Raw genomic sequence first — 12470 nt, 5'->3', positions numbered from 1 at the left:
CCACCGCCGTCTGAGAGGACTTCCGGCCATGACCACCCCGCCACCGCCCGGCGGGGCCCCCGGCGTGCCCACCCCGGGCCCGGGCCAGGTGCCCCCGCGTCCGAACCACCCCCCGCGCCGGCCCGGCCCCGGCCGGGACGACGACGCCTACCGTCCCGGCGACGGTCTGTTCGCCTGGCTGTCGCTGCGCCCCACCATCCGCATCCGGCTCACCCTGCTGTACGGCGGGATGTTCCTGATGGCCGGCGTGGTGCTGCTGCTGCTGATGTACTACTTCGTCCGCTCGGCCTTCCAGGTCGACCTGGTGCCGCACTTCACCCTCGGCCAGGGCGTCACACTGCGGGCCTACGACGGCACCAACCTGACCAACCAGGCCGACCTCGACCGGTGGCTGGCGAACTTCCAGTCCACCCGGAGCAACGAGGCGCTCTCCGCGCTGCTGCGCAGGGCGCTCACCGCGCTGGTCTGCCTGGCCGTGATCGCGTTCGCGGTCGGCTACACGGTGGCCGGCCGGGTGCTGCACCCGCTCGGCCGGATCACCCGCACCGCCCGCGAGGTGGCCGGCTCCGACCTGCACCGCCGGATCAACCTGGACGGCCCGGACGACGAGCTCAAGGAACTCGCCGACACCTTCGACGAGATGCTGGAGCGCCTCGACCGCGCCTTCGACTCCCAGCACCGGTTCGTCGCCAACGCCTCGCACGAGCTGCGCACCCCGCTGGCGATCAACCGCACCCTGCTGGAGGTGCAGCTCTCCGACCCGAACACCTCGCCCGACCTGCAACAGCTCGGCAAGACCCTGCTGGCCACCAACGAGCGCAGCGAACAGCTGGTGGAGGGCCTGCTGCTGCTGGCCCGCAGCGAGAACGAGCTGACCGAGCGCCGTCCGGTCGACCTCGCCGAGGTCGCCCAGCGCGCGCTGGAGCAGATCCGCCCGGAGGCCGGCAACCGCGAGGTGGAGCTGCGCCCCGAGCTCGCCGCCGCGCCCGCCCACGGCAACGGCGTGCTGCTGGAGCGGATCGCGCTCAACCTGGTGCAGAACGCCGTTCGCTACAACAGCCCCGGCGGCTGGGTGGAGATCACCACCGCGGCGGTCCGCGGCGGGGGCGGCGAGCTGGTGGTGAGCAACACCGGCCCGGTGGTGCCCGGTTACGAGCTGGACCACATCTTCGAGCCGTTCCGCCGGCTGAAGAACACCGACCGCACCCGCAGCGACAAGGGCGTCGGTCTCGGCCTGTCGATCGTCCGCTCCGTGGTGCGCGCCCACGGAGGCACCCTGGAGGCCACTGCCCGCCCCGGAGGAGGCCTGCGCATCCAGGTCCGCATCCCTTAGTCGCCGGACCGCCCTCCGGGCCGCCTGTGCCCGCCCACGGCGTTTTCCGGTGCCGGGACGCCCTCAGCCGCCCCTGCTCAGCCTTTGTCGGAACGACATAAGCGCTGGACAGGGGCGGCTTGTCATTTGCGGGCGCGACAACTTACGGTGTCGTAACCTACGCAGCCGTAGGTCCGCCCGCACATCAGCAGGAGCAACGCCGTGACCATCGCCCCCGTGCAGCGCACCGCAACGACCGCTTGGACCGACGCCAGGCTGATCCTCGCGCTCGAAGAGGTCGTGGAGACCGAGCTGAATCGTCACCTCAAGGCGGCCAAGGAGTGGATGCCGCACGAGTACGTGCCGTGGAGCCGGGGGCGGGACTTCGACGGCGTGCTCGGCGGCGAGGCCTGGTCCCTCGACCAGTCCAAGGTCACCCCGCTGGCCCGGATCTCGCTGGTGGTCAACCTGCTGACCGAGGACAACCTCCCCAGCTACCACCACGAGATCGCCAGCATGTTCGGCCGCGAGGGCGCCTGGGGCACCTGGGTGCACCGCTGGACCGCGGAGGAGGGCCGGCACGGCATAGCGATCCGCGACTACCTGCTGGCCACCCGGGCCGTCGACCCGGTCGAGCTGGAGCGGGCCCGGATGGCGCACATGTCGGAGGGCTTCGAGTCCGACAACGCGCACAGCATGCTGCAGTCCGTCGCCTACGTCGCCTTCCAGGAGCTGGCCACCCGGATCGCCCACCGCAACACCGGCCACCACTCCGGCGACGAGCTCTGCGACCAGCTGCTGGCCAAGATCGCCAACGACGAGAACCTGCACATGGTCTTCTACCGGAACCTGCTGAAGGCCGCCCTGGAGATCGCCCCCGACCAGGCCATGCGCGCCGTCGCCGACGTGGTGCTGAACTTCCGGATGCCCGGCCACGGCATGCCCGGCTTCGAGCGCTCGGCCGCCCAGATCGCCATCGGCGGCATCTACAACCTGCGGATCCACCACGACGACGTGCTGCAGCCGGTGCTGCGCCACCTGAAGGTCATGGAGATCACCGGCCTCGGCCCGGTCGGCCAGCACGCCCAGGACGAGCTGGGCGCCTTCCTGGACGGTCTGAACGCCCAGGCCACCCGCTTCGACGAGCGCCAGGCCGCACTGCTCGCCCGCCGGGCCGCCGCGGCCGCCGCCCGCGCCTGAGCCCGATCGCCGCCGGGGCCGAGTCCGATCGCCGCCCACGCCCGAGCGTGGCCATCGGAACACGGAACGCTTCCGTTCGATTCCGGTCGGTATGCGGACAATCCGACCGCGCACGACCGGGTCGAAAGGCCCGTTTTCACGGGAAACGCCCGCACTCGCGCCAGATGTGACGAACATCACACCTCGCCGGGCGGCTCGATCGCGCCACTCGTCGGGGTGATCACCCGTTCGGGTTGGTCGGTAGCGGTGAGTCACCATTCGGGGCGATCCCCGGCAGCTCGAACGATCGTCAAGAACCTTTACTCCCCGTCGAGTTGTCACCCCGGCCGCCGGACGGTCGCCACCCACCGTCACGATCAACGGTCCGCGGCTCCGACCGGTTCACTCGCGCGGTGGACCGCGTTCGGACCCCGTTCGATCATCCCAACGGGCCTCGGGCCGGGTGTCGATTGAGTAACAGGGCTTGAAGTAAGGCACAATCTCGGCCTCGGGTCGGGCACAAGACCGGCCCCCCAGGCGTTACGTGCGCTGGAGATACCGCACACACCCAAAGGGGGAGAGCGAAACATGGCAACGGACTACGACACCCCACGCAAGACCGATGACGACCTCAACGAGGACAGCATCGAGGAACTGAAGGCCCGCCGGAACGAGAAGGCTTCCGGTTCCGTCGACGTCGACGAGTACGACGCCAACGAGGGTCTGGAGCTCCCCGGCGCCGACCTCTCCAACGAGGAACTCTCGGTCCGCGTGCTGCCCCGGCAGGCCGACGAGTTCACCTGCATGAGCTGCTTCCTGGTTCACCACCGGAGCCAGCTCTACAGCGAGAAGAACGGCCAGCCGATCTGCCGGGACTGCGGCGCCTGAAAACGGCGCGGCACTGGCCCGGGCGGGCGAGACCCCTCCGCCGGCCCGGTACGCCGCCCCGTCCGGCCTTGAGCAGCGAGGCCGGAGGCAGAAGCAGCGACCGTCCCGAGCGGTCGCACCCGGCAGAGCGCGAACCGCGCGCCTGCACCCGCAGTGCACGCAGACAGACCGAAAGGGACGGCCCCACCACAGGGGCCGTCCCTTTCGGTCTGTTCGTGCTCTCGCGTTCTCCGCGCTCTTCGCGCTCGCCGTGTGCCCGGGTTCGTCGCGCGGGTCTGCCGCGCCGCAGCCCCCGGACCGGTCAGCGGCTCCGGCTGCCCGCCGCTTCGCCCAGGGCGTCCGCCAACCGCTGCGGAGACCGGGTCGACAGGTACAGGTACGGCGTCGGGTCGGCCGGGTCCGTCACCGCGACCTTCAACGCCGTCGGGACGTAGCTGCGCAGCAGCATGAAAGCCCGCGGGTCGGCCTTCACCGAACGCCAGGCCACGGCCTCCTTCGGGTTCAGCACCTCGGCCTCGCCCAGCGCGCTCACCGGGATCCGGGCCTGCCCGGCCACCAGCGACCCCTGCACCACCCGGATCCGGGGCGAGCCGTAGCTGCTCAGGGCCGCCGCCCCGGCGGCCACCCCCACGACCAGCCCGATCAGGGCGCCCAGCCCGCTGAACCGGAGCAGGATCAGCCCGAACGAAAGCCCGAGCGCCACGGGCAGCAGCCACCAGGACCGCGGGACGGTGAGACGTTCCTCGTACATGCCTCCCATTGTGGGCGCAGCACACGCCGGGCCCGGTGGCCGGGGCCCCTCGGCGCGCCTGTCCCGGGAAGCTACCGGCAGGTAGGGTCACCGCTGTGAACGGACCCACCCCCACCACCCCGCCTGCGGACGCCGTCCTGCCGCCCCGCTCCCCGCTCGCGCCCGCACCCGGCACCGTCATCGGCTCCCACTACGACGGCTGCTTCGGCTGCGGCCCGCACCACCCGCACGGGCTCCAGCTCGTCGCCGTCGCCGGCGAACAGCTCGACGTCACCGCGCAGTTCACCGTCAAGGCGGCCCACCAGGGCGGCCCCGGGCTGGCCCACGGCGGCGTCCTGGTCAGCGCCATGGACGAGACCCTCGGCACGCTCAACTGGCTGCTCGCCGCCCCCGCCGTCACCGGCCGCCTGGAGACCGACTTCGTCCGCCCCGTCCCCGTCGACTCCGTGCTGCACATCCACGCACAGGTGACCGGAGTCCACGGCCGCAAGGTCTACAGCGCCGCCGAAGGCCGGATCGGCGGCCCCGACGGGCCGGTCGCCATTCGCGCCCAGGCACTGTTCGTCCAGGTGAAGCTGGAACACTTCACCACGCACGGCCGTCCCGAGGACGTGCAGAAGGTCCTGGACGACCCGGACCAGATCAAACGCGCCCGAGCCTTCGAGGTGAACCCGTGACCGACCCCGTCCGCCAGCCCGTCGACATCCTGATCCGCCGCCTCGACCCGGAGATCCCGCTCCCCGCGTACGAGCACCCCGGCGACGCCGGCGCCGACCTGCGCACCACCGAGGACGCCGTACTCCAGCCCGGTGAGCGCGCGCTGCTCCCCACCGGCATCTCCATCGCGCTGCCGGACGGCTACGCCGCGTTCGTCCACCCCCGTTCGGGTCTGGCAGCCCGTTGCGGAGTTGCACTGGTGAACGCCCCAGGGACGGTCGATGCCGGGTACCGTGGTGAGATCAAGGTGATCGTCGTCAACCTGGACCCTCGGGAGCCGGTCAACTTCAAGCGAGGCGACCGAATTGCTCAGCTGGTCATCCAGCAGGTCGAGAAGGCCCGCTTCCACGAAGTGGGTGAACTCCCGGGTTCGGTCCGGGCCGAAGGCGGGTTCGGCTCGACCGGCGGTCACGCCGCGGTCTAGCATGCGCCGCGGTCTCGGCTCCGCCGAGCAGCACGACGAACGGGTGGAAGCGATGCACGATGCAACGATTTTCGGCCGGTCCAGTGGGTAGCAGGTAGCAGATATTCGCGTTCGGTCTTGGATTCGGTCTTGGACCGGGAAGGACAGTGACCGTGTTCCGTCGTCGCAAGAGCGAGGACGCTGTCGAGCAGCTCGCCGAGGACGCCATCAGCGCCGACGAGACGGCCGATGACGTCGAGGATTCCGTCGAGAACGAGAGCGACACCGAACTCGACCCGGCCGACCGCGTCGGCCTCCCGCCGGCCCCGCGCCCGGACGGGCCGTGGGACATCTCCGAGCTGGAGAATCCCGCCGAGGGCCGCGTCGACCTGGGTGGCCTGCTGGTCCCCGGCGTCGAGGGCATGGAGCTCCGGGTCGAGGTGGCCGGGGACGCGATCGTCGCCGCCACCCTGGTGCTCGGCAACAGCGCCATTCAGCTGCAGGCCTTCGCCGCCCCCAAGTCGGAGGGCATCTGGGGCGAGGTCCGCGAGGAGATCGCCAACGGCATCACCAGCCAGGGCGGCGCCATCGAGGAAGAGGAAGGCACCCTCGGCTGGCACCTCCGTGCCCAGGTCCCGGTGCAGCTCCCCGACGGCACCCAGGGTGTCCAGCTGGTCCGCTTCATCGGCTGTGACGGCCCGCGCTGGTTCCTGCGCGGCGTGATCTCCGGCCAGGCCGCGGTCCAGCCCGAGATGGCCGGCCTGCTCGAAGAGGTCTTCCGGCAGACCGTCGTGGTCCGTGGTGAGTCCCCCATGGCTCCCCGCGACCCGATCGTCCTCAAGCTCCCCGAGGACGCGCAGATGGTCGCCGACGGCGCCGCGGCTCCCGCCGACGCCGAGTCCCCCTACTCGGGTGGCTCCATCGACCCCTTCTCGCGCGGCCCCGAGATCACCGAGGTCCGCTGACCTTCCAGACGTCCCGCGCCCCCTTCCGCCCCCGCACCGTTCGCGTGCGGGGGCGGATTTGCTTTGCGGACGCCGATCCCCGTACAGTTCCGGAGTCGCACCGAGAGGGGCGAACGAAAGCAAGTCGGACTGAATGAAACTCCGGAAAACGGAGCGGAAAACATCTGATAAGCTGGGAACACGAAAGAACGAAGCGCCCGGAGGGCCCGCAGAAATGCGGCTCGAAGGAAGTGTCCGTTCCTTGAGAACTCAACAGCGTGCCAAAAGTCAACGCCAGATATGTTGACATCCCCGGCCGGTCCTTCTGGATCGGTTGGAGATTCCTTTATGAAGTATCACTAGCGAGGACGCAGTGCGCAGGGCCGCCTTATTCCGGTGGTTGCTGTGCCGCTCTTTCGTGGAAGCATTCACGGAGAGTTTGATCCTGGCTCAGGACGAACGCTGGCGGCGTGCTTAACACATGCAAGTCGAACGGTGAAGCCCTTCGGGGTGGATCAGTGGCGAACGGGTGAGTAACACGTGGGAAATCTGCCCTGCACTCTGGGACAAGCCTTGGAAACGAGGTCTAATACCGGATATGACCTGCTCCTGCATGGGAGTGGGTGGAAAGCTCCGGCGGTGCAGGATGATCCCGCGGCCTATCAGCTTGTTGGTGGGGTAATGGCCTACCAAGGCGACGACGGGTAGCCGGCCTGAGAGGGCGACCGGCCACACTGGGACTGAGACACGGCCCAGACTCCTACGGGAGGCAGCAGTGGGGAATATTGCACAATGGGCGAAAGCCTGATGCAGCGACGCCGCGTGAGGGATGACGGCCTTCGGGTTGTAAACCTCTTTCAGCAGGGAAGAAGCGCAAGTGACGGTACCTGCAGAAGAAGCACCGGCTAACTACGTGCCAGCAGCCGCGGTAATACGTAGGGTGCGAGCGTTGTCCGGAATTATTGGGCGTAAAGAGCTCGTAGGCGGCCTGTCGCGTCGGATGTGAAAGCCCGGGGCTTAACCCCGGGTCTGCATTCGATACGGGCAGGCTAGAGTGTGGTAGGGGAGATCGGAATTCCTGGTGTAGCGGTGAAATGCGCAGATATCAGGAGGAACACCGGTGGCGAAGGCGGATCTCTGGGCCATTACTGACGCTGAGGAGCGAAAGCGTGGGGAGCGAACAGGATTAGATACCCTGGTAGTCCACGCCGTAAACGTTGGGAACTAGGTGTTGGCGACATTCCACGTCGTCGGTGCCGCAGCTAACGCATTAAGTTCCCCGCCTGGGGAGTACGGCCGCAAGGCTAAAACTCAAAGGAATTGACGGGGGCCCGCACAAGCAGCGGAGCATGTGGCTTAATTCGACGCAACGCGAAGAACCTTACCAAGGCTTGACATACACCGGAAACTGGTAGAGATATCAGCCCCCTTGTGGTCGGTGTACAGGTGGTGCATGGTTGTCGTCAGCTCGTGTCGTGAGATGTTGGGTTAAGTCCCGCAACGAGCGCAACCCTTGTTCTGTGTTGCCAGCGAGTAATGTCGGGGACTCACAGGAGACTGCCGGGGTCAACTCGGAGGAAGGTGGGGACGACGTCAAATCATCATGCCCCTTATGTCTTGGGCTGCACACGTGCTACAATGGCCGGTACAAAGGGCTGCGATGCCGTGAGGCGGAGCGAATCCCAAAAAGCCGGTCTCAGTTCGGATTGGGGTCTGCAACTCGACCCCATGAAGTTGGAGTTGCTAGTAATCGCAGATCAGCATGCTGCGGTGAATACGTTCCCGGGCCTTGTACACACCGCCCGTCACGTCACGAAAGTCGGTAACACCCGAAGCCGGTGGCCTAACCCGTAAGGGGAGGAGCCGTCGAAGGTGGGACCAGCGATTGGGACGAAGTCGTAACAAGGTAGCCGTACCGGAAGGTGCGGCTGGATCACCTCCTTTCTAAGGAGCACATAGCCAGATCCGAGCGAACGTCTCGGATTGGTTGCTCATGGGTGGAACGTTGACTATTCGGCACACACGGTGATGACCGCAAGTACTGCCCCTCGGGGTGTGGAACGCGGGTTCGGAGTCGGGTGTGTCGGGCACGTTGTTGGGTCCTGAGGGAACGAGTGATCGTTTCTTCTGGGATGCCGGCCTCATGCGAGGCGCCCGCAAGGGTTGCCGAGTTTGGGTGTCTGGTCGTTGTTTGAGAACTGCACAGTGGACGCGAGCATCTGTGGCCAAGTTTTTAAGGGCGCACGGTGGATGCCTTGGCACCAGGAACCGATGAAGGACGTGGGAGGCCGCGATAGGCCCCGGGGAGCTGTCAACCGAGCTTTGATCCGGGGGTGTCCGAATGGGGAAACCCGGCAGTCGTCATGGGCTGTCACCCGCTGCTGAACACATAGGCAGTGTGGAGGGAACGCGGGGAAGTGAAACATCTCAGTACCCGCAGGAAGAGAAAACAACCGTGATTCCGGGAGTAGTGGCGAGCGAAACCGGATGAGGCCAAACCGGCATGGTGTGAGACCCGGCAGGGGTTGCCATGTTGGGGTTGTGGGAAAGTTCTTCAGTCGTCTGCCGGCGGCTGGGCGAGTCAGAAACCGTATGGGTAGTCGAAGGACATGCGAAAGGTCCGGCGTAGAGGGTAAGACCCCCGTAGACGAAATCTGTACGGCTCGCTTGAGCTTCTCCCAAGTAGCACGGGGCCCGAGAAATCCCGTGTGAATCTGGCGGGACCACCCGCTAAGCCTAAATATTCCCTGGTGACCGATAGCGGATAGTACCGTGAGGGAATGGTGAAAAGTACCGCGGGAGCGGAGTGAAATAGTACCTGAAACCGTGTGCCTACAAGCCGTGGGGGCAGCCTTCGGGCTGTGACTGCGTGCCTTTTGAAGAATGAGCCTGCGAGTTTGCGGTGTGTAGCGAGGTTAACCCGTGTGGGGTAGCCGTAGCGAAAGCGAGTCCGAACAGGGCGTTTGAGTTGCATGCCCAAGACCCGAAGCGGAGTGATCTAGCCATGGGCAGGTTGAAGCGCGGGTAAGACCGTGTGGAGGACCGAACCCACCAGGGTTGAAAACCTGGGGGATGACCTGTGGTTAGGGGTGAAAGGCCAATCAAACTCCGTGATAGCTGGTTCTCCCCGAAATGCATTTAGGTGCAGCGTCGTGTGTTTCTTGCCGGAGGTAGAGCACTGGATAGGCGATGGGCCTCACCGGGTTACTGACCTTAGCCAAACTCCGAATGCCGGTAAGTGAGAGCACGGCAGTGAGACTGTGGGGGATAAGCTCCATGGTCGAGAGGGAAACAGCCCAGAACACCGACTAAGGTCCCTAAGCGTGTGCTAAGTGGGAAAGGATGTGGAGTCGCAGAGACAACCAGGAGGTTGGCTTAGAAGCAGCCACCCTTGAAAGAGTGCGTAATAGCTCACTGGTCAAGTGATTCCGCGCCGACAATGTAGCGGGGCTCAAGCACATCACCGAAGTCGTGTCATTGCAGCAATACTCCCAACGGAGGCTGTGATGGGTAGGGGAGCGTCGTGTGCCGGGTGAAGCAGCCGAGGAATCGAGTTGTGGACGGTTCACGAGTGAGAATGCAGGCATGAGTAGCGATACAAGAGTGGGAAACTCTTGCGCCGATTGACCAAGGGTTCCTGGGTCAAGCTGATCTGCCCAGGGTAAGTCGGGACCTAAGGCGAGGCCGACAGGCGTAGTCGATGGACAACGGGTTGATATTCCCGTACCCGCTTTGAAGCGCCAACGCTGAACCAGGTGATGCTAAGGCCGTGAAGCCGGCCCGGAGTCTTCGGACAATGGGACGTGGTGGAGCCGCCGATCCAAGTCTGCAGTAGGTGAGCGATGGGGTGACGCAGGAAGGTAGTCCAGCCCGGGCGGTGGTAGTCCCGGGGTAAGGGTGTAGGCCGTGAGGTAGGCAAATCCGCCTCACATCAAGGCTGAGACCTGATGCCGAGCCGATTGTGGTGAAGTGGATGATCCTATGCTGTCGAGAAAAGCCTCTAGCGAGTTTCATGGCGGCCCGTACCCCAAACCGACTCAGGTGGTCAGGTAGAGAATACCGAGGCGTTCGGGTGAACTGTGGTTAAGGAACTCGGCAAAATGCCCCCGTAACTTCGGGAGAAGGGGGGCCATTGCTGGTGATGGGACTTGCTCCCTGAGCTGGTGGTGGCCGCAGAGACCAGCGAGAAGCGACTGTTTACTAAAAACACAGGTCCGTGCGAAGCCGTAAGGCGATGTATACGGACTGACGCCTGCCCGGTGCTGGAACGTTAAGGGGACCGGTTAGTCCGATTTCGGTCGGGCGAAGCTGAGAACTTAAGCGCCAGTAAACGGCGGTGGTAACTATAACCATCCTAAGGTAGCGAAATTCCTTGTCGGGTAAGTTCCGACCTGCACGAATGGCGTAACGACTTCTCGACTGTCTCAACCACAGGCCCGGTGAAATTGCATTACGAGTAAAGATGCTCGTTTCGCGCAGCAGGACGGAAAGACCCCGGGACCTTTACTATAGCTTGATATTGGTGTTCGGTTCGGCTTGTGTAGGATAGGTGGGAGACTTTGAAGCCGTGACGCCAGTCATGGTGGAGTCGCCGTTGAAATACCACTCTGGTCGTGCTGGATGTCTAACCTGGGTCCGTGATCCGGATCAGGGACAGTGTCTGGTGGGTAGTTTAACTGGGGCGGTTGCCTCCTAAAGAGTAACGGAGGCGCCCAAAGGTTCCCTCAGCCTGGTTGGCAATCAGGTGTTGAGTGTAAGTGCACAAGGGAGCTTGACTGTGAGACTGACGGGTCGAGCAGGTACGAAAGTAGGGACTAGTGATCCGGCGGTGGCTTGTGGAAGCGCCGTCGCTCAACGGATAAAAGGTACCCCGGGGATAACAGGCTGATCTTCCCCAAGAGTCCATATCGACGGGATGGTTTGGCACCTCGATGTCGGCTCGTCGCATCCTGGGGCTGGAGTAGGTCCCAAGGGTTGGGCTGTTCGCCCATTAAAGCGGTACGCGAGCTGGGTTTAGAACGTCGTGAGACAGTTCGGTCCCTATCCGCTGTGCGCGTAGGAGTGTTGAGAAGGGCTGTCCCTAGTACGAGAGGACCGGGACGGACGAACCTCTGGTGTGCCAGTTGTCCTGCCAAGGGCATGGCTGGTTGGCTACGTTCGGGAGGGATAACCGCTGAAAGCATCTAAGCGGGAAGCCTGCTTCGAGATGAGCACTCCCACCTCCTTGAGAGGGTAAGGCTCCCAGTAGACGACTGGGTTGATAGGCCGGATATGGAAGCCCTGTGAGGGGTGGAGTTGACCGGTACTAATAGGCCGAGGGCTTGTCCTCAGTTGCTCGCGTCCACTGTGTTGGTTCTGAAACCACGAACAGAAATCCCGCCCCGCCCTTGTGGGGTGTGCGGGTTCCGGTTCGACAGTTTCATAGTGTTTCGGTGGTCATAGCGTGAGGGAAACGCCCGGTTACATTCCGAACCCGGAAGCTAAGCCTCACAGCGCCGATGGTACTGCAGGGGGGACCCTGTGGGAGAGTAGGACGCCGCCGAACAATTTTTCAGGGAAAGCCCCCCGCCTTTACGGCGGGGGGCTTTTTCGCGTTCCCGAGCAGCGGTGTGGAACGAGTCCGGTCTGTGATCGGCGGGTTGTTGTCTGGGCGCGAGGTTGGCGGCAGACTGCCCGGCATCGAGATTGGTCCAGACCATCGGTGGACGGGAAGGCTTCGGGGGACATGGGAGCGGACGGGTGGGGCTCGCCTGCGGGGGTCCGGCGGGCGGGGCAGCACGGGGTGGTGCTGGGTGCGGCTGCGGTGACGGTGCTGGTGGCGGTAGCGGTGTTGACCGCGCTGACAGCACTGACCGGGAGTTCGGTGACGCAGGGGATGCGGCACCGGTTGGCTGGGGATCCGCGACTTTCGGTCTCGTTGTCGGGGCGGTACGTCGAGGGCGGGGACACGGCGGCGGATGCACCGGCGCGGGCGGCGCTGCACCGGGCGTTGCCGGGGATGCCGACGGAGATCGATCAGGTGCTGCACGGGTCGATGCCGGTGCGGACGCCGCTGCCGAAGGCGACCGCGCCGGGGACGTCGTCGGGGCTGGCGATGGTGCCGTTGGCGGTGACGGAGCCGCAGCGGGTGGCGGAGTTGGCGCAGGGCGCCTGGCCGGCGGGGTTGTCGCAGGTGGCGGTGTCGGAGTCGGCGGCGCGTTGGCTGGGGGTGTCGACGGGGGCGGACGTGCCGTTGGCGCTGCCGGGCGGCGGGACGTTGGCGGTCACGGTGAGCGG

8 protein-coding genes and 3 rRNA genes are annotated in these 12470 nt (G+C 65.4%); 9 read left to right on the top strand and 2 right to left on the bottom strand.

Annotated features, from left to right (window positions below):
• Positions 1-28: 28 nt before the first annotated feature.
• From ACI1MP_RS12635 to ACI1MP_RS12625, 3 genes are all read left to right on the top strand, one after another.
• Positions 29-1333 carry a HAMP domain-containing sensor histidine kinase gene (locus ACI1MP_RS12635; RefSeq protein WP_100589825.1) on the top strand — a complete coding sequence of 435 codons (1305 nt, stop codon included), beginning with the start codon at positions 29-31 and terminating at the stop codon, positions 1331-1333.
• Positions 1334-1534: 201 nt separating this feature from the next.
• Positions 1535-2512, top strand: a complete 978-nt coding sequence (locus ACI1MP_RS12630; RefSeq protein WP_043909892.1) for an acyl-ACP desaturase — start codon at positions 1535-1537, stop codon at positions 2510-2512.
• A gap of 567 nt (positions 2513-3079) precedes the next feature.
• A complete protein-coding gene (locus ACI1MP_RS12625; RefSeq protein WP_043909894.1) occupies positions 3080-3379 on the top strand; it encodes a DUF4193 domain-containing protein in 300 nt (99 codons plus the stop codon).
• Positions 3380-3680: 301 nt separating this feature from the next.
• On the opposite strand, the gene ACI1MP_RS12620 is transcribed toward ACI1MP_RS12625, so the two are convergent.
• Positions 3681-4130 (bottom strand): DUF3093 domain-containing protein, encoded by a 450-nt coding sequence (locus ACI1MP_RS12620; RefSeq protein ID WP_380342239.1) that lies wholly within the window; start codon positions 4128-4130, stop codon positions 3681-3683.
• A gap of 95 nt (positions 4131-4225) precedes the next feature.
• Here ACI1MP_RS12620 and ACI1MP_RS12615 point away from each other — a divergent pair, with 95 nt between their 5' ends.
• The 6 genes from ACI1MP_RS12615 (at position 4226) to rrf (ending at position 11739) form a co-directional block, all read left to right on the top strand.
• Positions 4226-4807 (top strand): PaaI family thioesterase, encoded by a 582-nt coding sequence (locus tag ACI1MP_RS12615; protein ID WP_380342236.1) that lies wholly within the window; start codon positions 4226-4228, stop codon positions 4805-4807.
• Positions 4804-5271, top strand: a complete 468-nt coding sequence (dut, locus tag ACI1MP_RS12610; RefSeq protein ID WP_380342233.1) for a dUTP diphosphatase — start codon at positions 4804-4806, stop codon at positions 5269-5271. The genes ACI1MP_RS12615 and dut overlap by 4 nt, the downstream gene beginning before the upstream one ends.
• Before the next feature lie 152 nt (positions 5272-5423).
• Positions 5424-6215, top strand: a complete 792-nt coding sequence (locus ACI1MP_RS12605; RefSeq protein WP_043912253.1) for a DUF3710 domain-containing protein — start codon at positions 5424-5426, stop codon at positions 6213-6215.
• A gap of 406 nt (positions 6216-6621) precedes the next feature.
• Positions 6622-8138, top strand: a 16S ribosomal RNA gene (locus tag ACI1MP_RS12600).
• 279 nt (positions 8139-8417) lie between these two features.
• Positions 8418-11523: ribosomal RNA gene (locus ACI1MP_RS12595) — 23S ribosomal RNA — on the top strand.
• Positions 11524-11622: 99 nt separating this feature from the next.
• Positions 11623-11739 (top strand): 5S ribosomal RNA (gene rrf / locus ACI1MP_RS12590).
• Together the 16S, 23S and 5S rRNA genes form the textbook arrangement of a ribosomal RNA operon.
• Positions 11740-12209: 470 nt before the next feature.
• Here the strand turns inward: rrf and ACI1MP_RS12585 are convergent.
• Positions 12210-12461 carry a hypothetical protein gene (locus ACI1MP_RS12585; protein ID WP_380344732.1) on the bottom strand — a complete coding sequence of 84 codons (252 nt, stop codon included), beginning with the start codon at positions 12459-12461 and terminating at the stop codon, positions 12210-12212.
• Positions 12462-12470: the final 9 nt, after the last annotated feature.

The sequence above is a fragment of the Kitasatospora griseola genome (genome assembly GCF_044999035.1).
Classification (GTDB): domain Bacteria; phylum Actinomycetota; class Actinomycetes; order Streptomycetales; family Streptomycetaceae; genus Kitasatospora; species Kitasatospora griseola.
Note: the sequence above shows the minus strand (reverse complement) of the source record. Positions and strands in the feature narration are given on the sequence as shown.

Bases quoted from the DNA above. Each gene is read 5' to 3' on its own strand.
- ACI1MP_RS12625 (WP_043909894.1), top strand. From the start codon at position 3,080: ATGGCAACGGACTACGACACCCCACGCAAGACCGATGACGACCTCAAC.
- ACI1MP_RS12635 (WP_100589825.1), top strand. From the start codon at position 29: ATGACCACCCCGCCACCGCCCGGCGGGGCCCCCGGCGTGCCCACCCCG.
- ACI1MP_RS12620 (WP_380342239.1), bottom strand. From the start codon at position 4,130: ATGTACGAGGAACGTCTCACCGTCCCGCGGTCCTGGTGGCTGCTGCCC.